Annotated in this window: 19 protein-coding genes; 13 read left to right on the forward strand and 6 right to left on the reverse strand. The window is 64.4% G+C overall.

The window, feature by feature from the left end; all coding sequences use genetic code 11:
- Positions 1-209: 209 nt before the first annotated feature.
- Complete coding sequence (locus S58_RS37500; protein ID WP_015665711.1) at positions 210-548, reverse strand: hypothetical protein; 339 nt, start codon at positions 546-548, stop codon at positions 210-212.
- Positions 545-1,456 (reverse strand): hypothetical protein, encoded by a 912-nt coding sequence (locus S58_RS37505; protein WP_144058305.1) that lies wholly within the window; start codon positions 1,454-1,456, stop codon positions 545-547. The genes S58_RS37500 and S58_RS37505 overlap by 4 nt, the downstream gene beginning before the upstream one ends.
- A 497-nt stretch (positions 1,457-1,953) precedes the next feature.
- On the opposite strand from S58_RS37505, the gene S58_RS12660 reads away from it, so the two are divergent.
- The 5 genes from S58_RS12660 (at position 1,954) to glgX (ending at position 6,303) form a co-directional block, all read left to right on the forward strand.
- The gene (locus tag S58_RS12660) at positions 1,954-2,166 is read left to right on the forward strand and encodes a hypothetical protein (RefSeq protein WP_015665714.1); all 213 of its coding nucleotides are present in this window, start codon (positions 1,954-1,956) and stop codon (positions 2,164-2,166) included.
- 192 nt (positions 2,167-2,358) lie between these two features.
- A complete protein-coding gene (locus S58_RS37510) occupies positions 2,359-2,718 on the forward strand; it encodes a hypothetical protein (protein WP_144058306.1) in 360 nt (119 codons plus the stop codon).
- Positions 2,719-2,826: 108 nt separating this feature from the next.
- Positions 2,827-3,075 carry a DUF3551 domain-containing protein gene (locus tag S58_RS36380; RefSeq protein WP_083938804.1) on the forward strand — a complete coding sequence of 83 codons (249 nt, stop codon included), beginning with the start codon at positions 2,827-2,829 and terminating at the stop codon, positions 3,073-3,075.
- A gap of 656 nt (positions 3,076-3,731) precedes the next feature.
- Positions 3,732-4,007 (forward strand): DUF3606 domain-containing protein, encoded by a 276-nt coding sequence (locus tag S58_RS12665; RefSeq protein ID WP_015665715.1) that lies wholly within the window; start codon positions 3,732-3,734, stop codon positions 4,005-4,007.
- A gap of 61 nt (positions 4,008-4,068) precedes the next feature.
- On the forward strand, positions 4,069-6,303 hold the full coding sequence (glgX, locus tag S58_RS12670; RefSeq protein WP_015665716.1) for a glycogen debranching protein GlgX: 2,235 nt from the start codon (positions 4,069-4,071) through the stop codon (positions 6,301-6,303).
- Between the two features lie 20 nt (positions 6,304-6,323).
- Here glgX and S58_RS12675 read toward each other — a convergent pair whose 3' ends face one another.
- Positions 6,324-7,241: a LysR family transcriptional regulator gene (locus S58_RS12675; RefSeq protein ID WP_015665717.1), complete on the reverse strand. Its 918-nt coding sequence runs from the start codon at positions 7,239-7,241 to the stop codon at positions 6,324-6,326.
- 129 nt (positions 7,242-7,370) lie between these two features.
- Here S58_RS12675 and S58_RS12680 point away from each other — a divergent pair, with 129 nt between their 5' ends.
- From S58_RS12680 to S58_RS12700, 5 genes are all read left to right on the forward strand, one after another.
- Complete coding sequence (locus S58_RS12680) at positions 7,371-8,669, forward strand: MFS transporter (protein WP_015665718.1); 1,299 nt, start codon at positions 7,371-7,373, stop codon at positions 8,667-8,669.
- Between the two features lie 22 nt (positions 8,670-8,691).
- Positions 8,692-9,765 (forward strand): tartrate dehydrogenase, encoded by a 1,074-nt coding sequence (locus tag S58_RS12685; protein WP_015665719.1) that lies wholly within the window; start codon positions 8,692-8,694, stop codon positions 9,763-9,765.
- A 155-nt stretch (positions 9,766-9,920) separates the two neighbouring features.
- Positions 9,921-11,339 (forward strand): pyruvate kinase, encoded by a 1,419-nt coding sequence (gene pyk / locus S58_RS12690; RefSeq protein WP_015665720.1) that lies wholly within the window; start codon positions 9,921-9,923, stop codon positions 11,337-11,339.
- A 192-nt stretch (positions 11,340-11,531) separates the two neighbouring features.
- Complete coding sequence (locus tag S58_RS12695) at positions 11,532-12,344, forward strand: UDP-2,3-diacylglucosamine diphosphatase (protein ID WP_042339337.1); 813 nt, start codon at positions 11,532-11,534, stop codon at positions 12,342-12,344.
- A 56-nt stretch (positions 12,345-12,400) separates the two neighbouring features.
- The gene (locus tag S58_RS12700; protein WP_015665722.1) at positions 12,401-13,390 is read left to right on the forward strand and encodes a threonine ammonia-lyase; all 990 of its coding nucleotides are present in this window, start codon (positions 12,401-12,403) and stop codon (positions 13,388-13,390) included.
- A 10-nt stretch (positions 13,391-13,400) separates the two neighbouring features.
- On the opposite strand, the gene S58_RS12705 is transcribed toward S58_RS12700, so the two are convergent.
- Positions 13,401-15,113 (reverse strand): caspase family protein, encoded by a 1,713-nt coding sequence (locus S58_RS12705; RefSeq protein ID WP_015665723.1) that lies wholly within the window; start codon positions 15,111-15,113, stop codon positions 13,401-13,403.
- A 154-nt stretch (positions 15,114-15,267) separates the two neighbouring features.
- A complete protein-coding gene (locus tag S58_RS12710) occupies positions 15,268-16,848 on the reverse strand; it encodes a hypothetical protein (RefSeq protein WP_042340716.1) in 1,581 nt (526 codons plus the stop codon).
- Positions 16,849-16,923: 75 nt separating this feature from the next.
- Between S58_RS12710 and S58_RS12715 the strand changes: the two genes are divergently transcribed.
- Complete coding sequence (locus S58_RS12715) at positions 16,924-18,111, forward strand: MFS transporter (protein WP_042339341.1); 1,188 nt, start codon at positions 16,924-16,926, stop codon at positions 18,109-18,111.
- On the opposite strand, the gene dgcA is transcribed toward S58_RS12715, so the two are convergent.
- On the reverse strand, positions 18,093-19,088 hold the full coding sequence (gene dgcA, locus S58_RS12720) for an N-acetyl-D-Glu racemase DgcA (RefSeq protein WP_015665726.1): 996 nt from the start codon (positions 19,086-19,088) through the stop codon (positions 18,093-18,095). The two genes, S58_RS12715 and dgcA, sit on opposite strands and share 19 nt — an antisense overlap.
- A gap of 158 nt (positions 19,089-19,246) precedes the next feature.
- Here dgcA and S58_RS12725 point away from each other — a divergent pair, with 158 nt between their 5' ends.
- Entirely contained in the window at positions 19,247-20,380 is a 1,134-nt protein-coding gene (locus S58_RS12725) for an MlaE family ABC transporter permease (RefSeq protein ID WP_042340717.1), read from the forward strand.
- Between the two features lie 6 nt (positions 20,381-20,386).
- Complete coding sequence (locus S58_RS12730; RefSeq protein ID WP_015665728.1) at positions 20,387-21,157, forward strand: ABC transporter ATP-binding protein; 771 nt, start codon at positions 20,387-20,389, stop codon at positions 21,155-21,157.
- Positions 21,158-21,301 lie beyond the last annotated feature (144 nt).

Raw genomic sequence — 21,301 nt, forward strand, 5'->3', positions numbered from 1 at the left:
CAAATCGTGTCGGGGTGCGCGTCTGTTCCAACTCTGGGCACAAACAATCCCTTTCCCAACATCAGACGTGCCAACCCTGCACAAGCAACAAAGAGTCCCGCAGCTCCTCAGAGCTGGCGAGACGCAGCGCAGCGTCGCTTCTAGCTACAATTTCGCTCAGATCGCGATTCACTGCTCGAGGCCCCTTCAGCGGCGCACGTTGCCGAAGTCTAATCACGACTCAGGGACGGCACCAGAATGTCCAAACTCTTCTGCACGCATTGCGAGTACCCTTCTGGATTGGCTAATGCCGCGATCCCACTCCATTGTTCTTTTTTCAGTTCGGCCTTTGCATCACCGCCCCCTTCAAGCAGACCCTTTATAACTACAATTGTTCCTTTGGCGGTCGCCTCAACAGCTATCTTTGAAGACCTACCTTCAATCGTTCCGCCACGGCACATTTCAATTATCGCGCTCCGCAATTTGAACAACTCAGTCGAAGTCAAAGTAGACGCTTCCGCGGAATTCACAAACCCCACGATCGCAAAAAGACTGATCCATCCCTTCATGGCTTCACTCCTGGCGAGTACACTCTAATATCAATGCTGTGGTCTCCGACACGATAGGATGTTGCGTCAAGTTGCACCTCAATATTTTTCGTTTCCCCCCAAAAGCTCTCCTGATGCTCAAATCGCCACCATAGAATCCCTGAGGGAAGCACATGGTGCCAGGTTCTTGGATATCCCACTTTGTCGCCTATGAGCTTACTCTTGAAACACTCGTCTAACGATTTCGCGATTCGATCGACGATTAGGCCAGTGTCGGCGTCTACAGAAAAGTTCGCCGTAGATACGATCTGTTCAATAAAAACTAAACGCTCTTCATCATGACTATTGATGGTGATTATCCGGGCAGTCTTCGACCTTCCACTTTGAGTCATATTCAGTACCTCAGGATTTGCCATCAAATACGGGCCAATTCTTTGCGAGTGCCGCCACTCATTGAAATAGCGCGGGGCTTGAGAAATCACATGTCCCAATCGTTCGCAAAATTCGGCCGAATCTATATAGGCTAGTCTTGCATTGACATCTCTATCGAAGTCCCGCTTAATTTTAAGTGCAGGAATTAGTAGGTTCAGGGTGTACTGAACGCATTCAGAATATTCGCTCGGCTGAGTAGTCAGTGCTCGTATCCCGTTCCATTCGGTCGAGTTCAAGTGAATGACAACCTGATCACTGCTATCCCGTGAAAGCCCTTTAATGATCACATCATTCGTACGACCTGTCACTTCGACACCGACCGAAGAGCCGGTTAGCGTCCCCCCACGACACATCTCTATTACAGCGGAACGAAGGGACTGAAGATCGCCTTCTGACAATGAAATTTCTGCATTCGACGCAGATCCCGTGAGACACGTCATTGCCGCAGCCGTGCCTAACCCGGCGAGGCAAGCCTTTGTTGTCGAGGCGGTGATCATGATAACCGTGCTCGCTATGGCAGATAGCGTCGAAGAAGTCATAACTAGCTACCCAGAGGGATTCGTATTGATCGAGATCAAGGAGCCTATCGAGAAAATTTAAGGACGCTCGTAATGCCGCCGCGGACAGATCACTTAGCTCATACGGAAATCTCAGCGATAATGCACGCAAGTCGAAGACCTGCTGCATTCACGAGCAAACGGCGGTCAATGGTCGGCTGGTGAATGCCATGGGCCGTCGGCGGCTGGACATGAAAGACGTTCCTGAAAGGACAAGGATGCTGGCCGATGTGGCGGCGGTGGCCGCGGGCGATCCGTTTGGAGCGCTTTGCGTTCTTCTCGTCTTCGGACGATTCTGGAAGGTCGGCTGATCCTGTTGGCCCTGGTCGCGGTCGTGATGATGACGGCGGGATTCCTGACCTTCTGGAAGGCTTCCTGGTCCAAAAGGCAGGTTTGCTGCTATTGCAAGGCAAGCCCTGTTCCCGCGAGATTGTTCTATGGACGCAAAATCAGCCGCACGATTTAAACTGCACGTAGAGCGGGTCATTGAGGAGTTATCCCTGGCGCTCACGCTCGCCAAAGAAGCCTCTCCAGCAGATGAGTTTCTGAGATTGAGGACATCGGTGGGCGATATCATCGCTCGGATAGACACTGTGCTTCAGGACAACGTCTATAAAGATCATCCCGGTCTGGATGGCGTGAAAGACTGACCGTTACGTCGGCTTTGGGTCAAAGCTGCGCTCTAGCGGCCGAGGAAGGCCGGTCGGCTTCACCCGGGACGCAGACGTCGGCGGAGGCCCCGATCAGCTTCGGGCCATCGCCGGACTTATGCACCGGAGCAGGAGGATGGTCATCTGACGACACGGATACCGAAACCCGCCGCGACTGCAGATCAAGCCCGCGTGACCTGCACCGAAGCAGCGAACCGCCAAAGCCTCCGCGCGTCCAACTTGGAAGGGACCTCGCGATGCGTCGGCCGTTCGCGAGTCGAAGGCCTGCTGCATTCACGAGCAAACGGCGGTCAACATTGGCTGGTGAATGCCATGGGTCGTCGGCGGCTGGACATGAGAGACGTTCCTGAAACGAGAAGGCCTCTGGCCGATGTGGCGGCGGTGGCCGCATTTGATCCGGTTGGAGCGCTTTGCGTTCTTCTCGTCGTCGGACGATTCTGGAAGGTCGGCTTGATCCTCTTGGTTCTGATCGCAGCCGTGATGATGACGGCGGGCTTCCTGACCTTCTGGATGAAGCATTGGGACATCTGAGGCCTCGGCAACGACTGCATCAGGTGCCTCTTTGACCGATCTCGCCTGGACATGGCCGCGCCGGCAGGCCCTTTCGGATTGGTCAGCCTCATGCCATGATGCGTCATGATGCGCGCGCTTCTCCTCATGGCTTCGATCACGGTGCTTGCAACCGCTCCAGCCGCAGCTCAACGGTTCGATGGCAATGATCCGGTGTGCCTCCAGACATGGGAGTGGGGCGGTTCCAGCACGATCTCGTGCCAGTACAGGTCGTGGGACGCGTGTCGAGCGGGGGCGGCGGGCCTTTCGGCCATGTGCTCGCCGAATCCCTATGCACAACGCCCGGCTGAGCCGAGCCGCCGTCGGCCTCGTCGATAGGCGTCGATTGCGGTCTGACAAGACCCCAAATCTTCAACGGATCGGGCACGGCGCCCGATGCCTGCTCGGCCTGATGGGGTCGGGTCGCTATTTCTGAGAAAAATAAATCGTTTGCTAGTTTTCGGAAACCGTGCTTGATTGTCTTCACCCCGTGCTCCTCGAGAGGGGCGCTTCGCGATCGTCGCGGAACGTTGGGCGCGGGATGCGGTGGCCGCAGGATGCCGCAGCGTGGGGAGATCCGCGCGGACGAACGGCATGTTGCGGACGTGAAGTCGCGTGGTCCTGGCGCCCCGATGCTGGCGCCAAGTCGTCGGGCGATGATCCCGAGGGCGACGGTGGCTAACAAGCCGGTACACCGAGGAGATCGCGAAGTAAGCGTGAAAACCATCGCGCGGGGAATGCCGGGATGTCTCGGCTGAACCTGTGGTGACTGCCGCCTGCTTTTTTTCTGCAGGCGGGCCATGGGGGCGGCCAGCTCCCGGCATTCCCCGTGCCCTCTGTTTGAGGCGAGGGCGACACGACTGACATCACTCGGGCGGATGACGCCGCGAGATCAGTTACCCATGTCGTAATGGCCCCGCGCGCGGACCGCGTCCGATCGCATAAGGGAACCAAATTCCGTAGCCAAGGTTAGCTGGCATGCAGGAGGGATCCCAATGCGCCGTGCCAAAATCCAGCCGACCCGCAACAAGCTCGACATGACCGACCAGGCCCAGGTCCGCGTCGTGACCAAGCGGTTGAAGATGTCACCCGCCGAATTGGCCGAAATGGTCGGACGCATCGGCAATTCCATCACGGCGATCAACAAGGAAGTCGCACAGCAGCGCGCCGCGAAGCTGGCGGCGCCGGCCGGCGCCGTGATCGCGTCGGTGACCGTGACCGAGACGAAGGCCGAAGTGATCATGCCTGACGACACACCGCCGGCCGGCTGACGATCGAACATCTGACGGTACTACCCGACGCTTTGGGGCTTTTGGATAAACGGGGGCAGTTATGGATCAAATCACCGACAGGGCGGATGCCCTGACGCAGGCGGCGTTCAATCTGCGCAAGGCCAAGATCAGCGAAGGTCGTCCGTTTCCGCTCGGCGCGACCTGGGACGGTCTCGGCGTCAACTTTGCGATCTTTTCTGCGCACGCGACCAAGGTCGAGCTATGCCTGTTCGACGAAACGGGCGAGACCGAGCTCGAGCGCATCGAGCTTCCGGAATACACCGACGAGGTCTGGCACGGCTATCTGCCGACCGCTCGTCCCGGCACCGTCTATGGCTATCGCGTGCACGGGCCCTACGAGCCCGACGTCGGTCACCGGTTCAATCCGAACAAGCTCGTCATCGATCCCTATGCCAAGCAGCTCGTCGGCAATTTGCGCTGGGGTCCGGAGCTGTTCGGCTATCAGCTCGATCACGCCGACAAGGACCTGTCATTCGACGACCGCGACAGTGCGCCCTTGATGCTGAAGTGCCGGGTCATCGATCCCGCCTTCACATGGGGCACCTCGCGCAAGCCGGAAATTCCGTGGGAGCGGACGATCTTTTACGAGATGCACGTCAAGGGATTCACCAAGCTGCATCCGCTGGTGCCCGAGGCCGACCGCGGCACCTTCGCCGGTCTGGCGCATCAGGACATTCCGGCCTATCTGCGCTCCCTCGGCATCACCTCCGCGGAGCTGTTGCCGATCCATGCCTTCATCGACGACAGCTACCTGGTCGAGAAGGGCCTGCGCAACTACTGGGGTTACAATTCGATCGGCTTCTTTGCGCCGGAGCCGCGCTATCTCAAGACGCCGTTAGCGACCGAATTCAAGACCATGGTCAACCAGTTCCATGCGAACGGCATCGAGGTCATCCTCGACGTGGTCTACAACCACACCGCCGAAGGCAACGAGCTCGGGCCGACCTTGTCGTTCAAGGGCATCGACAATTCCAGCTACTACCGGCTGATGCCGGACCAGAAGCGCTATTACATCAACGATACCGGCACCGGCAACACGGTGAACCTGTCGCATCAGCGCGTGCTGCAGCTGGTAGCGGACTCGCTGCGCTACTGGGCGACCGAGATGCGGGTCGACGGCTTCCGCTTCGACCTCGCCACCATCCTGGCGCGCGAGCCCCATGGCTTCGACGAAGGCGGCAGCTTCCTCGACGCCTGCCGGCAGGATCCGGTGCTGTCGAGCGTCAAGCTGATCGCCGAGCCCTGGGACATCGGCCCGGGCGGCTACCAGGTCGGTCAGTTTCCGCCCGGCTGGGCGGAATGGAACGACAAGTTCCGCGACACCGTGCGCGCATTCTGGAAAGGCGATGGCGGCACGCTGGCCGATTTTGCCAAGCGCATCTCGGGCTCGGGCGACCTGTTCAACAAGCGCGGCCGTCGGCCGTGGGCGAGCGTGAACTTCATCACCGCACATGACGGCTTCAACCTCAACGATCTCGTCTCCTACAACGACAAGCACAACGAGGCGAATGGCGAGGACAATCGCGACGGCCACAGCAACAATCATTCCTGGAATTGCGGCGTCGAGGGACCGACGGACGACCCGGAGATCATCGCATTGCGCGAACGGCAGAAGCGCAATCTGCTGGCAACGATGCTGCTGTCGCATGGCACGCCGATGGTGCTGGCCGGTGACGAGTTCGGACACTCGCAGGGCGGCAGCAACAACGCCTACGCCCAGGATAACGAGACCACCTGGCTCGACTGGATGGGGATCTCGCCGCAGGGCAGGGCATTGCGCGAGTTCACGCGCAAGCTGATCGCGATGCGCAAGGCGTTTCCGATCCTGTATCGCAGCCGCTTCCTGATCGGCTCGCACAATGAGGACCTCGGCGTCAAGGATGTGACGTGGCTCGATCCATCGGGCGAGGAGATGGCGACCGAGCAGTGGACCGACGACAACGCGCGCTGCTTCGGCATGCTGCTCGACGGCCGCGCCCAGGAGACAGGCGTCAAGCGCCGCGGCTCCGACGCGACGCTGCTGCTGATCTACAATGCGCATTTCGACGTCGTGAACTTCACGCTGCCCTCGGTTCCGGAGGGGCACAATTGGCTCGCGCTGCTCGACACCAACCAGCCGGACGCCCAGCTCCAGTCGCTGCCGTTCGGCCATGTCTATGAAGTCACGGGCCGCTCGCTGCTGGCGCTCGGCCTGTCCTCGGAGCAGCAGCCGATGCGCAGCCTGCGCCACGGACTGGGCGCGCTGCTCGACATCGCGGAGGCGCCGCTGGGGTAGGATGCTCGGGGATTTTGGTGTCAAGCGCCGCGCGCGTATTTCGCAAGCCTCGCGTCGAGGACGCCGAGCATGGCCTCGCGCGCCGGATCGCGCGAGCCGCGCAGCCAGGATGCCGCCAGCGGCAGGCGACCGGCGGTGCTGCCGCGCGCCAGGCGCAGCGGCACGAAGCGGACGCCGGAGACCGCGAGGCGCGATGTCCAGCGCGGCACGATGGCAATGCCGAGCCGCGCCGCGACGAGATGGACGATGGTCTGCTTCTCGTCGGCAAACTGCGCCACCTCGGGCGACAGCCCGGCCTGCGCGAACAGCTTCATCGTGAGGTCGTGGCTGTGCGGCCGCGACCGGCGGTCCGGCACGATCAGCGGCTGGTCGGCGATGTCGGCGAGCGAGACGGACGCGCGCGAGGCGAGCTTGTGTCGCTGCGGCAGCGCCACCACGGCGCTCTCGCTGAGCAAAGCGCGAAACTCCAGCCGTGGGTCGGTGCGTTCGGGCGGCCTGACGAAGGCGAGGTCGAGCGCGCCGGACAGGATCTTCGGCAGCAGCCGGATCGTCTTCTCCTCAAGCAGATGCACCGCGATGTCGGGATGGGCCCCGCGAAAATCGTGCAGCAGTTGCGGCAGCAATCCTGCGGCGGCACTGTCGATGGCGCCGACGCGCAGCCGTTGTGCCCTTGTGCCCCGGGCACGGCGTCGGAAGCCGGTTTCGACCGCCTCGACCCGCGCCAGGATGGCCCGGGCATCGCGCAGCAGGGTCGTGCCGTGCTCGGTCAGCGATACCGCGCGCGTGGTGCGGGCGAACAGCGGCGTCGCCAAATCTTCTTCCAACAGCTTGATCTGGCGCCCGAGCGCCGAAGGCAGCATCTGCAGCCGCTGCGCCGCCTTGCCGAAATGCAGCTCCTCGGCGGCGGCCACGAAGCAGCGGAGCTGGTGCAATTCCATGGCGAGGTCCTGATGGAGCGATGGCCGAGATTATATCATTTTTTTGTATAATGATGCGAGCATTGAAGCCGGCCCGGTCTGCCGCCTACGCTTGTCGGATCAACGACAAGACGGAACAGGGAGGTGGCGATGGCCGGAGAGCTGGAGACCCGCGTGCTGCGCAAGATCACGTGGCGCATCGTCCCCTTCATCATGCTGCTCTACTTCGTGGCCTTCATCGACCGCGTCAATGTCGGTTTTGCCGCGCTCACCATGAACAAGGACATCGGCCTGTCCGCCTCGGCCTACGGCTTCGGCGCCGGCATCTTCTTCTGGGGCTATTTCCTGTTCGAGGTGCCGTCCAACCTAGCCCTCGACAGATTCGGCGCCCGGATCTGGATCGCCCGGGTGATGATCACCTGGGGCCTGGTATCGGGGGCGATGGCGTTCGTACAGGGCCCGACGAGCTTCTACGTGCTGCGCTTTCTGCTCGGCGCGGCGGAGGCCGGCTTCTTTCCCGGCATCATCCTCTATCTGTCCTATTGGTTCCCGGCGCGGCAGCGCGCCGCCGTCACCGCGCTATTCATGGCCGCCGCGCCGCTGTCGACCGTGCTCGGTTCTCCCGTATCCGGCGCGCTGCTGGAGATGGACGGCCTGCTCGGCTTCAAGGGCTGGCAATGGCTGTTCCTGATCGAGGCGCTGCCGGCGGTGCTGCTCGGCTTCGTCGTGCTCAGCTACATGACGGACCGCCCCGAGCAGGCGCGGTGGCTTGCGGATGAGGAGCGCGACTGGTTGGTGCGCACGATGAAGGAAGAGCTCGCGGGCAAGGCCGCCACCGCAAGCCACAGCGTCTGGAAGGGCCTTGCCGACATCCGCGTCCTTGCGCTGGCGCTGGTCTATTTCGGCACCTCGGCCGGCCTCTATACGCTCGGCGTCTGGGCGCCGCAGATCATCAAGCAGTTCGGCCTGTCGTCGCTCGCCGTGGGCTTCCTCAACGCGGTGCCGCCCACGATTGCCGTCGTCGTCATGATCATGTGGGCGCGGCATTCGGACCGCACGGCCGAGCGCACCTGGCACGTCGTGCTGGCCTGCGTGGTCGCAGCGGTCGGCCTCTGGCTCGCGGGGCTGTCGACCAGCGTCGCCGCCGTGCTCGCGGCGCTCACCTTGGTCAATGTCGGCATCTCCTCGTCGAAGCCGCCGCTGTGGAGCATGCCGACCACGTTCCTGTCCGGCTCGGCTGCCGCAGCGGGCATTGCGACCATCAACTCGATCGGCAATCTCGGCGGCTTCGTCGGTCCCGCCATGATCGGCTGGATCAAGGACCAGACCGGCAGCTTCAACGGCGGTCTCTATTTCGTCGCCGGCCTGCTTGTAATCTCGGCGGTGCTGACCCTGTTGCTCTCTCGATCACAAACTGCCAAGGCCAAACAGCCGGCCACGCAATCCTGACCTCTGACACGGAGCTCCTTTCATGCGTACCCATTCCATCGCCGCCATTCCCGCCGACGGCATCGGCCCCGAGGTCATCTCCGCTGGCGTCCGTGTGCTCGAGGCGCTGGCCAAGCGCTCGGGCGACATCAGCTTCAACGTCAAGACCTTCGACTGGGGCTCGGACTACTACAAGAAGCACGGCGTGATGATGCCGGCCGACGGCCTCGCCGAGCTGAAGACATTCGACGCCATCTATTTCGGCGCGGTTGGCGCACCCGACGTGCCTGATCACATCACGCTGTGGGGCCTGCGCCTGCCGATCTGCCAGGGGTTTGATCAGTACGCCAATGTGCGCCCGACCAAGATCCTGCCCGGCGTGGCCTCGCCGTTGCGCAATGTCGGCGTCGGCGATCTCGACTGGGTGATCGTGCGCGAGAACTCCGAAGGCGAATATGCCGGCATGGGTGGCCGCGCGCATCGGGGCCTGCCGGAAGAGGTCGGAACGGAGGTTGCGGTCTTCACCCGCGTCGGCGTCACCCGCATCATGCGCTACGCGTTCAAGCTCGCGCAATCGCGGCCGCGCAAGTTCCTCACCGTCGTCACCAAGTCGAACGCGCAGCGCCATGGCATGGTGATGTGGGACGAGATCGCCGCGGAAGTCGCGCGCGAATTCCCCGATGTGACCTGGGACAAGATGCTGGTTGATGCGATGACGGTGCGCATGACGTTGCAGCCGAAGAGCCTCGACACCATCGTCGCGACCAACCTGCACGCCGACATCCTGTCCGATCTCGCCGGTGCGCTCGCCGGCAGCCTCGGTGTCGCGCCGACCGGCAACATCGATCCGGAGCGGCGCTTTCCCTCGATGTTCGAGCCGATCCACGGCTCGGCGTTCGACATCACCGGCAAGGGCATCGCCAATCCGGTGGCGACGTTCTGGACCGGCGCGCAGATGCTGGAGCATCTCGGCGAAAAGGACGCTGCCGTCAGGCTCATGGCGGCGGTCGAGAAGGTCTGCGCGGCCGGCATCCTAACCCCCGATGTGGGCGGCAAGGCGACGACCAAGGAGGTGACCGACGCGGTCATCGACGCGATCCACGGCTCCAACGTTTGAGGGGTGCCTTTCTCCCCTACAATCTTGGCGTGCTCCGTATCGCGCTTGCAATGAACGCTGCGGGGCGTATACAGCGCTTCCGCTGCGTCCGCGCATGCCAATCACATGCGTGTCATCAAGACGCGAGACACGGGCTTAAGGAGAAAGGACACATCATGCGTCGTCACCGTCGAGCCAAGATCGTCGCGACTGTCGGTCCCGCGAGCAATTCTCCCGAGATGCTGAAGGCGCTGTTCCTCGCCGGTGTCGACACCTTTCGTCTCAATTTCAGCCATGGCACGCAGGCCGATCACGCCAAGGTGCACGCCGCGATCCGCGCGCTCGAGAAGGAAGTGCAGCGGCCGATCGGCATCCTGATGGATCTGCAGGGGCCCAAGATTCGCGTCGGCACCTTGCGTGAGAAGAAGATCCAGGTCGATGCCGGCGATACCATCCGTTTCGTGCTGAATGGGACAGAGGGCGACAAGTCGGCGATCCCGTTGCCGCATCCCGAGATCTTTGCGGCGGTCGCGCCCGGTCACGATCTTCTGATCGATGACGGCCGCGTCCGTGTCCGCGTCACCGGCCTAGGCGACGACTGGATGGAGGCCAAGGTCATCGTCGCCGGCGCGATCTCCAATCACAAGGGCGTCAATCTGCCCGGCACGATTCTGGAGCTGTCGCCGCTGACGGCCAAGGACCGCTCTGATCTTGCCTTTGGGCTCAACCTCGGCGTCGACTGGGTGGCGCTGTCCTTCGTGCAGAAGCCGTCCGACGTGCTGGAGGCGAGGGGACTGATCAACGGCCGTGCCGGCATCATGTCCAAGATTGAGAAGCCGGCGGCGCTGGAGCGGATCGACGACATCATCCAGCTGTCGGACGCGATCATGGTCGCCCGCGGCGATCTCGGCGTCGAGATTCCGAATGAGGACGTGCCGGGCAAGCAGAAGGAGCTGGTGCGCGCCTGCCGGCTCGCGGTGAAGCCGGTGATCGTCGCGACGCAGATGCTGGATTCGATGGTGGCGACGCCGACGCCGACGCGCGCCGAGGTCTCTGACGTGGCGACTGCGATCTATGATGGCGCTGACGCGGTGATGCTGTCTGCGGAATCGGCCAGCGGCCAATTTCCGCGCGAGGCGGTGGCGATGATGGACAGCATCATCAAGAGCACCGAGAGCCACAAGATGTATCGCTCGATCGTCGAGGCGACGCAGCCGGGCGAGGAGCAGACGGCGCCGCATGCGGTGGCGACCGCCGCGGCCGATCTCGCCTCGGCGATCCACGCCAGGGCGATCGTGGCCTATACGTCGAGCGGCACCTCGGCCTCGCGCGTTGCGCGCAAGCGGCCGAGCCTGCCGATCCTGGCGATCACGCCAAACGAGGACACCTCGCGGCGGATGTGCCTGCTGTGGGGCGCGCACAGCGTTCTGACCCAGGACATCAAGAGCTACGAGGAGATGGTCGAGCGTGCGACGTTCTTCGCAGTCCAGGAGGAGTTTGCGCAGAGTGGCGACCTGCTCGTCGTCGTCGCCGGCATCCCGTTCGCGCAGGCCGGCACCACCAACAATCTGCGCGTCGTGACCGTGCCCAGGTAGGAGGCCGAGTTTCCCTGTTGGCGCCGCCGGCCTGTCGCCTGATTGTCGTACCCCGCTGGTATCGCGGAGCAGTGACGAGGGACATCGCGAGTCGTCGAACGAACGGTGTCCGGTAGCGGTCCGGCAGGATGGGTTCTGCCGGTGCGGCCGTTCGTCATCGCAGTGTCATCAGGGACTGTTAGGTGGGCGCGCATGGGACTTGAGACTGCTGGTGAAGAAAGCCCGGCTCGGCGCTTTCGGACGTTGTTCATCTCCGACGTTCATCTCGGAGCCCGCGGCTCGCAGGCCAATCTCCTCGTCGATTTCCTGCGCCACCATGATGCCGATACGATCTATCTGGTCGGCGACATCATCGACGGCTGGGCGCTCAAATCGAGCTGGCACTGGCCGCAGTCGCATAACGACCTGGTGCAGAAGATGCTGCGCAAGGCGCGCAAGGGCGCCAAGATCGTCTATGTCCCCGGCAATCACGACGAGTTCCTGCGCGGCTATTACGGCACGCATTTCGGCGGCATCGACGTCGTCGAGAACATCGTGCACACCGGCGCCGACGGCAAACGCTATCTGGTCATCCACGGCGACATCTTCGACCTGGTCGTGCAGAACGCGCGCTGGCTCGCCCATCTCGGCGACAAGGCCTATGATTTCGCGATCCAGATGAACCGTCTGGTCAACTTCTTCCGCCGCATGTTCGGCGTACCCTATTGGTCGCTGTCGCAATGGGCCAAACAGAAGGTCAAGAATGCCGTGAACTACATCGGTGCGTTCGAGACCGCGCTGGCCTCCGAGGCGCGCCGGCATGGCGCTGACGGTGTGATCTGCGGCCACATCCATTGCGCCGTCATCCGCGACCAGGACGGCATCCGCTACATGAATTGCGGCGACTGGGTCGAGAGCTGCACGGCCCTGGTCGAGCACGAGGACGGCCGTTTCGAGATCCTCACCTGGACCGATCCGCAGCGCGAGCCCGCGCCGGTTCCGCAGCTGGCGGCCCGCGCCGCCTGAGGCCGTTCAGAGCGGCTCCCTTGCCTCGCGGCGATCCCGCGCGGTAAAATAGGGGCATGACAGCTCATGCTCCGATCCTGCCCGTCACCGTCGCCGACATCGATGCGGCGGCCCGTGTTCTCGCGCCCGTCGCGGTGCGGACACCGCTGCTGCCGGCTCCCGTGCTCAGCGAGCGCCTTGGCGCCAACGTATTCGTGAAGCCTGAAGTGCTGCAGCGGACCGGCTCATTCAAGTTCCGCGGCGCCTACAACAAGCTGGCGTCGATCCCGGAGAGCGCGCGCGCCGCCGGTGTCGTTGCGTTCTCGTCCGGCAATCACGCGCAAGGCGTGGCCCATGCCGCGCAGCTGTTCGGCATGCACGCCACGATCGTGATGCCGTCGGATGCGCCGGTTGCCAAGCGCGAGCGCACCAAGGCGTTCGGCGCGGATGTCGTGCTCTACGATCGCGACCGCGAGGACCGTGAGGCGATCGCGCGCGACATTGCAGGCAAGCGGGGTTCGACCGTGGTGCCGCCCTACGACGATCCCTACGTCATCGCGGGGCAGGGGACGGTCGGCCGTGAGATCGCCGAGGACCTGTCAACGCTCGGTCTCTCGCCCGACCTCGTGATCGTGCCTGCCTCCGGCGGCGGGCTGCTCGCTGGCGTCTCCACCGCGGTGAAGGCGCGTTTTCCGGGCACGCAAATGGTGGTGGCCGAGCCGAAGGGTTTCGATGACCATGCGCGCTCGCTCCGTGCCGGCCACCGCGAGGCCCATGATGCCAAGGGACGCACGATCTGCGACGCGCTGATGGCCGCGATCCCCGGCGAGATCACCTTCGCCATCAACAGCCAGCTGCTGTCGGCTGCGATCGAGGCCTCGGACGAGGAGGTGGGCCGCGCGGTCGGCTTTGCCTTCCGGGAGCTGAAGCTCGTGGTCGAGCCCGGCGGTTCGGTCGGGCTTGCGGCATTGCTGGCAGGCCGGCTGGATGTGGCCGGCAAGACGGTGGTGATCGTGCTCTCCGGCGGCAATGTCGATGCCGATCTATACGCCCAGCTGATCGCCTGAGGTGAAAGCCTCAGCGGAAGCCGAGGCCGCCCCGCCCGGATCCGCCGCCACCGAACCGAGGTCCGGACTGCGCGAGATGCGGCGTGCCGGGACCGCGCATCGGCCCTCGTGCGAGTGACGGGCGGGACGCGTTGAAGTTCGGCTTGAACGCTCCGGAATTGCCAGGCAAAGGACGACGCACTTCGCGGCTGTCGAACGGTCTGCCAGGCGTGCGCTTCAACGGATCGCGCTGGATCTTGGCGGCCGCAGGCGGATCCAGGCGCGGCACGATCTTGTCGCCGATTTTGGTCTGACCCAGCGGCCGTGCGTCGAGGATCTTGTTCGGGGCGGTGGTGTTGGCGGGATTGCCTTTGGTGAGGACCGCCGGCGGGAGCGGCTGGTTGCCGGTCGGCGGCTTCGACAGCGGGCCAGGACGGCCCTGCATCTGATCACCGAGATTGAGCGGACGCACGATCGGCCTCATCTGCGGCGGAATCATCAGCCGGCTCGGCTGCAGCACCGGGATCGGTCGCGGCTGACTCTGCAGCCGGAGCGCAACCGGAGCATAGGGACTGTCGGCATAGGATTCGCTGAAGCTCTTATAGGCGGCTGGCGAGTTCGCCAGAACCGTCTGGTGCCACGCGGCCGCCTGCACCAGGCCCGCGAGCAGCGCACGGATGCGGTCGGCGAGCGGATCGCGCGGGTACATCTCGATGAACTCGCGATAATATTGCGGACGGTTCTCGGACAGCACGTAGTCATAGGCCTGCCGCACCGAGCGGCTCGGCAGGTTGGCCGCCATCTGGATCACCGGCGCATTGTCGGCCGGCCGTGCTGCGGCCACCAGCGTATCGCCGAAGAAGGTGAAATCGCTGGTCAGCGATGAGCTCTCCCACGGCGTCTGCCGTCCATCCGTCGTCTGGTTCACCTGCAGGCGAACGCGCTTGAACAACTGCTCGATCGGCATGTTCGGCTGCCGCGCGAGATTCAGGAACGCCTGCGTATAGGGACTGTGCTCGCCACGGCCGTCGAGCGCCTCCTCGCCGGGCGAGGTCGAATAGCCGACGATCGAGCCGTTCGGCGCGTCGACAATCGCCAGCCCGCGTCCGGCATCGTTGATCGAAGGGAACGGATTGTTGCGGCAGGCGTCGAGCACGACGATCCGCATCCGGCTCGGAATGGCATCGAGCGTGGCCATCAGGTCGACCAGCCGGACCGTGCTGGTCATGAGATCGGAAGGCGCGGAGATGCGGGCATCGATCGGAATCAGGTAGTTCTCGCCCGCGAGCTGCACACCGTGGCCGGCGTAGTACACCATCGCCACGGCGTTCGGCCCGTGTGCCGCGACCCGGCTGGAAAAATCCTGCACCACCTTGAGCATCTCGTTCTGTGTCAGATCGGTCGCCGTGATCACCTCGAAGCCGGCCGAGTTCAGCAGCTTGGCAACGGCATGGGCATCGTTGTCGGGATTCTCCAGCGGCGGCGCATTCTGATAGCTCGCATTGCCGATCACGAGCGCAACGCGCGGCTCCGGCCCCTGCGCTGGAGCAGGTGCGGCTAGGCTGCTGTCTGCTGCGACCGAAGGCGGCGCAGCGAGCGCGCGCGGCGGCGTCTGCAGGCTGTCGAGCTCGCTTCCGGCCGCAAAGGCCGAGCTTGGGCCGACACAGGCCATCAAGCCCAGCAGCGCGGACGTCAGCAGGGATGTCCAGACGGATCTGTGAGCGCGGAATAGCGGAACGGACACGGCGTTCTCCTCGAGCATACGCAAAGCGGATGGCTTGAGGATCAGGCTAGGCGGATCGTCGACAGACGTAAGTGACCCGCGTCACCTCCGCAGGATGCTGATCTGGCTTCAACGACGGAGGCGACGAACTCCGCTCAGTCCCGAGCATTCGCTCTCAGGAGAAGAACGCGATCTTCTCGGGCTGGCTCATGCGCCGGATCGGTGACAGCGGATCGTTGGCCGGCACCTGCGGGCGCTGCAGGAGACCGTTCGACAGCAGGGTCGATCCCAGCGACGGCTCGTAGGCCGGCTTCGGCATCGCATATGCCGTCGTGCTCGGAGGCGTTGCAGCTGTCGTCTGGACCGGCCGGCTCGGCGCGATCTCCGCTTGGGGAGGTGCAGCGGGCGCTTGAGGAGCCATGGCTGCGGCCACGGCCGCCAGAGTTTCGATCGCGATGGACTCAGGAAGTGGCGCCGGCATGGGCACACTGGCGACGGCAGCCGGGGCTGCCGGCGGAGCCAACGCCGGCGGAGCCGCTGGCTTGGCAACCAGCGCTTCTGTCTTGGTCAGCACGGGCTCGGGCTCCGAGGGTGCCGACTCGGGCTCCGCAGGCGCCGGCTCGCTGAAGCTGGCAATGATGTCGTCATCGACCGAGGTCGGCTCCTCGATGTCGAAGCCGAGCGTGCGGGCCCGGCTGAACTCCTCGTCCTCGATCGGATCGGGGGCGCCCATTTCGGCTGCGACCAACTCCAGGATGGCCTCGTCCTGCGCCTCTGCGGCTGCCGCGTCCTCGACGTTCGCGGCGTGCTGCTCGATCGCAACCAGGGCTTCGGCGATCGAGGGCTCGGCCGCAATCGCGGGCAACGCGATCGCATCGGCGGGCTGTGCCACGGTCGCGGCCTGAGTGGCGACCTGGACCTCGACGGTTGCGGTTGCCACCAGCACGGTGGTTGCAGCGGAAGGCGTTGCAATCGTCTCGATCGCGGCTACGGCGGCCATGAGCGGCGTGTTCGCGGCAGGCGCCGGCTGGGCCGCCGCCGCCGGCTCGGGTGCGTGCTGCGGCTCCCGGACAATCTCGCGCTGCGCCGATGCTGGCGCCTCCGTAGCCGGGGACGACGCGATATCTTGATCTTGCGATGGCGGTGCGGCGGCCTCGGCTGCGGCCACCCTCTCATCGGCCGTCGGCAGGACCGTCGCTTGCCCGTCGTCGAGCTCCTTCAGTCGTGTCTTGATGATCTCGAACGCCGCAAGCAGCGCGACCTTGGGGTCGGCGCTCGCAAGCTGGTCGCAGGCGGCCTCGATCGACGTCACCTGCGAATCGATCAGGTCGCAGATCCGGGAATCGGCGCCGATCTCGCGCCAGCGCCAGGAAATCTCCTTGATGATCCGGATGCCTTTGCGCACCGGCGCCAGGTTCTGCTCGAGGGCCATGCTGTCGACCGCAGAGGCCGCGGCCAATGCGGCGTCTTCGACGGTGGCGCGGATCGCGGCCAATGCTTCCGGCAGCGCCTTGCTGTCGGCCTGCTCGAACTCCTGCTGCTGCTGACGCTGCGAGGCCAGCGCATGCTCGATGCGCGCCACGGCGTCGAGCACCATGCTGGTGTCGGCATTGCGGTTGCGCTTGGCGTATTCGCCGAGGAACCAGCGGCCCCGCGACGTCTCCATGAAGGCGTCGCGGATCGCCTCGTAATCGGTCTCGTTCGGCTGAGCCGCACGGGCGGATATCGGCGAGAGGGCGAAGACTTCATCGACCATGGCAAACCTATCGCGCACATTGCTGCGCGTTGGCATAACGATCACCATGATCTCGGCCGAATCGCAATTGAATTGATGCCACTGTCCCGACAAATCTCCACCACATCGCCGGTATTGTCGCGCCGATTCGCGGGTCGGCTGGGGCTGTTTTATGGCGCGGTGTTCGCGCTGTCGGGTACGCATCTGCCGTTTTTTCCCGTGTGGCTACGGGCGATCGGGTTGGACGCGTCCTGGATCGGCGTCATCATCGCGGTTCCCGCCGTGACACGCTTCACCGTCCTGCCGATGATCACTGCGCTGGCCGAGCACCGGCAGGCGCTCCGGTCCGTGATGCGGCTGACTACCTTCGCGACAGCCACGGGCTTTGCGGTGCTCGGCTTTCAGCACCAACCCTGGCTGGTATTTTCAGTGTATGTCGCGATCTGCAGCCTGTGGACGCCGGTCGTGCCGCTGACCGATGCCTACGCGCTGCGCGGTGTCCTGAGCTACGGCTTGAACTACGGCCGCCTGCGGCTCTGGGGATCTGCGGCATTCATCGTCGGCACGCTGCTGTGCGGCGGATTGGCCGACGTCGTCCCGGCAACTGAGCTGATCTGGATCATCGTCTCGGTGGCGCTATGCGGTGCGGCAAGCAGCCTTCTGCTCCAGCCGCTGCCGCCGTTGCCGCGCAGCACGGGTCCAGTTCCGAACGGGCGGAGCCTGCTCGGCAGCGGGCGCTTCCTCTGCATCATCGCATCCTCGGCGCTGATCCAGGGCAGCCATGCCGCCTACTACACGTTCTCTGCGATCGAATGGACGACGCAGGGGCTCAGCGGGCTGACCATCGCCTGGCTCTGGACCATGGGCGTGCTGGCGGAAATCCTGGTGTTTGCACTCTCGCCGCGGTTCACGATGGCGCCGGCCAGCCTGGTCGCGATCGGCGCGGTGGCCGCCGTGCTGCGCTGGATCCTCACGGCCCAGGAGCCGCACGCGCTCGGCCTCGCCGCGGTCCAGATCAGCCACGGCTTCACCTTTGGGCTCACACTGGTCGGCACGATGGGGCTTCTGGTCCGGCAGGTGCCGCCCAACCTCACGGCACGGGGGCAGGGCTATTACGCCGCCGCCAGCGGTGTCGTCGGCTCGGCGGCATCGGTCCTGTCGGGTCCGGTCTATGCGGCCTATGGGCCGGGGGTCTACTACGTGATGGCCGGCATGGCCGGCGCTGGCGGCGTGCTGATGTGGCTCGCGCGTCAGAGCCTGGCGCGTCAGCCCCACAACGCCTGATCGGGCGGATAGACCAGGCTGTCCTCGTAGTGCAGGCCGTGCGCGCAATCCTCGGCCAGCAGCAGCGGACCGTCCAGGTCGACATAGCGGGCAAGTGACGTCAGCAGCATGGCTGGCGCCATCGAGAGCGACGTCCCCACCATGCAGCCAACCATGATGTCGAAGCCCATCGCGAGCGCGGCATCGGCAATGGCGAGCGCCTCCGTCAGGCCGCCGGTCTTGTCGAGTTTGATGTTGACGGCGTCATAGCGTCCGCGCAGCGCATCGAGCGAATTGCGGTCGTGCACGCTCTCGTCGGCACACACCGCGAGCGGGCGCGCGATGCTTGCAAGCACCTCGTCCTTTCCGGCCGGAAGCGGCTGCTCGACCAGGGTGACACCGGCGGCGGCGCATGCCGCGAGATTGGCCTCGAGATTGGCCTCGGTCCAGGATTCATTGGCATCGACGATGAATTGCGACTGGGGCGCTGCCGCACGCACGGCTGCGAGCCGCGCCGGATCGCCGTCGCCGCCGAGCTTGATCTTGAGCAGGGGCCGGTGCGCGGCCTTGGCGGCCGCCTTGGCCATGATGTCCGGCGAACTGAGCGAGATCGTGTAGGCCGTCACGCACGGCTCCGGTGCGCGGCGCCCGAGCAGGTCCCAGATACGGCGGCCGCTGCGCTTGGCCTCCAGGTCGAGCAGGGCGCAATCCAGCGCATTGCGCGCCGCGCCGGGCGGCATCGCCGTCTGCAGGGCGTCGCGATCGAGGCCGGTGGCGATGGCATCGCGCATGGCGAGCAGGGCGTTCAACGCTGCCTCGGGCGTTTCGCCATAGCGCGGATACGGCACGCATTCGCCGCGGCCGACGATCGTCCCGTATCGCAGCTCCGCGATCACCGTGACGGCTTCGGTCTTGGCGCCGCGGCTGATCGTGAAGCTGCCGGCGATCGGCCAGTGGCCGATATGGGCGTCCAGTATTGGAAAACCGTTGGAAGTCATTTGAAAGTCTGGCGATTTGTGAACTGGAATGAGACGCTGGGGACTTGCGCGAGGTGACCGACTATGGCTGTTGATGGGGGTCTCCGGCAAGGTGGTGGCGACGCGGTGGGATTTTTCTCGTCAAGGAGCGGATATCCGCAGCTCCGCGGATGGTCGTCGTGAAGGGCGGCCCCGATCTGCAGCGCAGCGGTGAGGGCAACGTGCTGTCGCTGCGTGCGACCGGTGCCTGGACCGCGCCGTTTGCGCCGTCGCTCGAGCGGCTGGTCGCCGACGCCGAGAAGCTCGCCGGCAAGAAGGTCGATGTCTCCATCGACGTGTCGCAGGTGTCCAAACTCGATACGTTCGGCGCCTGGCTGATCGAGCGGCTGCGCCGCAGCTTCACGACGGGAACCGCGGAGGCGAGGATCGACGGCCTGTCGGCGAACTACGCCAGCCTGGTCGACGAAGTTCGCCGGGTCAGTGTCGCGGCCGATGGCGATGCGACGAGCGTGACCATCACCGGCATGCTGAGCCAGATCGGCCGCAGCGTCGCCGGCATCTTCGGAACGGTCGCCGCGTTGATCGACATGCTTGGCGCGGTCATCGTCGCCAGTGGCCGCGTGCTCATCCATCCCCGCAGCTTCCGCCTGACCTCGACCATCCATCATCTCGAGCAGGTGTGCTGGCGCGCGGTACCGATCATCGTGCTGATCACCTTCCTGATCGGCTGCATCATCGCCCAGCAGGGCATCTTTCATTTCCGAAGGTTCGGCGCCGACATCTTCGTCGTCGACATGCTGGGCGTGCTGGTGCTGCGCGAGATCGGCGTACTGCTGGTCGCGATCATGATCGCCGGCCGATCGGGCAGCGCCTACACGGCCGAGCTCGGCTCGATGAAGATGCGCGAGGAGATCGATGCGCTGCGCACCATGGGCTTCGATCCGATCGAGGTTCTGATCCTGCCGCGGATGCTGGCGCTGGTCATTGCGCTGCCGATCCTGGCCTTTCTCGGCGACATCGCCGCACTCTACGGCGGCGGCCTGGTGGCGTGGTTCTACGGCGGTGTCGATCCCGAAGCGTTCCTGCTGCGCTTGCGCGATGCGATCTCGATCGATCATTTCACGGTCGGCCTGCTCAAGGCGCCGGTGATGGCGGCCGTGATCGGGATCGTCGCCTGCGTCGAGGGCCTGGCCGTGCTGGGCAGTGCGGAATCGCTCGGGCGCCACACCACCTCGTCGGTCGTGAAGGGGATCTTCTTCGTCATCGTCATGGACGGCGTGTTTGCGATCTTCTTCGCAGCGGTCGGGATGTGAGATGAGATGACGCAGGCGGTGTCCGATCCGATCATCCGCGTCCGCGACGTCACCGTGCAGTTCGGCAAGACGCGCGTGCTCGACGGGCTGGACCTCGACGTCAAGCGCGGCGAGATCCTCGGCTTCGTCGGACCGTCCGGTGCCGGCAAGTCGGTGCTGACGCGCACCATCATCGGTCTCGTGCCGAAGCTGTCGGGCAATATCGAAGTGTTCGGCGTCGATCTCGATGCCGCCGATCGTACGGGCCGCCGCGCTGTCGAGCGGCGCTGGGGCGTGCTGTTCCAGCAGGGCGCGTTGTTCTCCTCGCTCACGGTGCGGCAGAACATCCAGTTTCCGGTGCGGGAGTATCTCAAGGTCTCGCAGCGGCTGCTCGACGAGATCATGGTCGCCAAGCTGGTGATGGTCGGATTGCGGCCCGATGTTGCGGATCGTTTCCCGAGCGAGCTGTCCGGCGGCATGATCAAGCGCGTCGCGCTGGCGCGCGCGCTCGCGCTCGACCCGGAACTGGTGTTCCTCGACGAGCCGACCTCCGGCCTCGACCCGATCGGCGCCGGCGATTTCGACGAGTTGGTCCGCACCCTGCAGCGCACTTTGGGACTGACGGTTTTCATGGTAACCCATGATCTCGACAGCCTGTACACGGCGTGCGACCGCATCGCCGTGCTTGGCAACGGCAAGATTATTGCCGCGGGATCGATGGCCGACATGCAGGCTTCGGAGCATCCGTGGCTCCGGCAGTATTTCCACGGCAAACGTGCCCGCGCCGTGATGGGGTAGAATGAAGCGCCCTCCGGGGCGACTATTTTTGTGAGCGGGAGTGGGGACTCCTGCGACAAAGCTGATGGGGTGGGTGCCGCGGTCCGGCGCCAACCGAGAGCGCACGGAAGCGGGGGCTGGGATCTCCGCCGCGACGTGCCGGTA

Source organism: Bradyrhizobium oligotrophicum S58, from assembly GCF_000344805.1.
Taxonomy (GTDB): Bacteria; Pseudomonadota; Alphaproteobacteria; order Rhizobiales; family Xanthobacteraceae; genus Bradyrhizobium; species Bradyrhizobium oligotrophicum.

What these genes read in the sequence shown, in the direction of transcription:
- S58_RS37500 (WP_015665711.1), bottom strand. Translation starts at nt 548, where the DNA reads ATGAAGGGATGGATCAGTCTTTTTGCGATCGTGGGGTTTGTGAATTCC.
- S58_RS37505 (WP_144058305.1), bottom strand. Translation starts at nt 1,456, where the DNA reads ATGATCACCGCCTCGACAACAAAGGCTTGCCTCGCCGGGTTAGGCACG.
- S58_RS12660 (WP_015665714.1), top strand. Translation starts at nt 1,954, where the DNA reads ATGGACGCAAAATCAGCCGCACGATTTAAACTGCACGTAGAGCGGGTC.
- S58_RS36380 (WP_083938804.1), top strand. Translation starts at nt 2,827, where the DNA reads ATGCGCGCGCTTCTCCTCATGGCTTCGATCACGGTGCTTGCAACCGCT.
- S58_RS12665 (WP_015665715.1), top strand. Translation starts at nt 3,732, where the DNA reads ATGCGCCGTGCCAAAATCCAGCCGACCCGCAACAAGCTCGACATGACC.
- glgX (WP_015665716.1), top strand. Translation starts at nt 4,069, where the DNA reads ATGGATCAAATCACCGACAGGGCGGATGCCCTGACGCAGGCGGCGTTC.
- S58_RS12675 (WP_015665717.1), bottom strand. Translation starts at nt 7,241, where the DNA reads ATGGAATTGCACCAGCTCCGCTGCTTCGTGGCCGCCGCCGAGGAGCTG.
- S58_RS12680 (WP_015665718.1), top strand. Translation starts at nt 7,371, where the DNA reads ATGGCCGGAGAGCTGGAGACCCGCGTGCTGCGCAAGATCACGTGGCGC.
- S58_RS12685 (WP_015665719.1), top strand. Translation starts at nt 8,692, where the DNA reads ATGCGTACCCATTCCATCGCCGCCATTCCCGCCGACGGCATCGGCCCC.
- pyk (WP_015665720.1), top strand. Translation starts at nt 9,921, where the DNA reads ATGCGTCGTCACCGTCGAGCCAAGATCGTCGCGACTGTCGGTCCCGCG.
- S58_RS12695 (WP_042339337.1), top strand. Translation starts at nt 11,532, where the DNA reads ATGGGACTTGAGACTGCTGGTGAAGAAAGCCCGGCTCGGCGCTTTCGG.
- S58_RS12700 (WP_015665722.1), top strand. Translation starts at nt 12,401, where the DNA reads ATGACAGCTCATGCTCCGATCCTGCCCGTCACCGTCGCCGACATCGAT.
- S58_RS12710 (WP_042340716.1), bottom strand. Translation starts at nt 16,848, where the DNA reads ATGGTCGATGAAGTCTTCGCCCTCTCGCCGATATCCGCCCGTGCGGCT.
- S58_RS12715 (WP_042339341.1), top strand. Translation starts at nt 16,924, where the DNA reads ATGCCACTGTCCCGACAAATCTCCACCACATCGCCGGTATTGTCGCGC.
- dgcA (WP_015665726.1), bottom strand. Translation starts at nt 19,088, where the DNA reads ATGACTTCCAACGGTTTTCCAATACTGGACGCCCATATCGGCCACTGG.
- S58_RS12730 (WP_015665728.1), top strand. Translation starts at nt 20,387, where the DNA reads ATGACGCAGGCGGTGTCCGATCCGATCATCCGCGTCCGCGACGTCACC.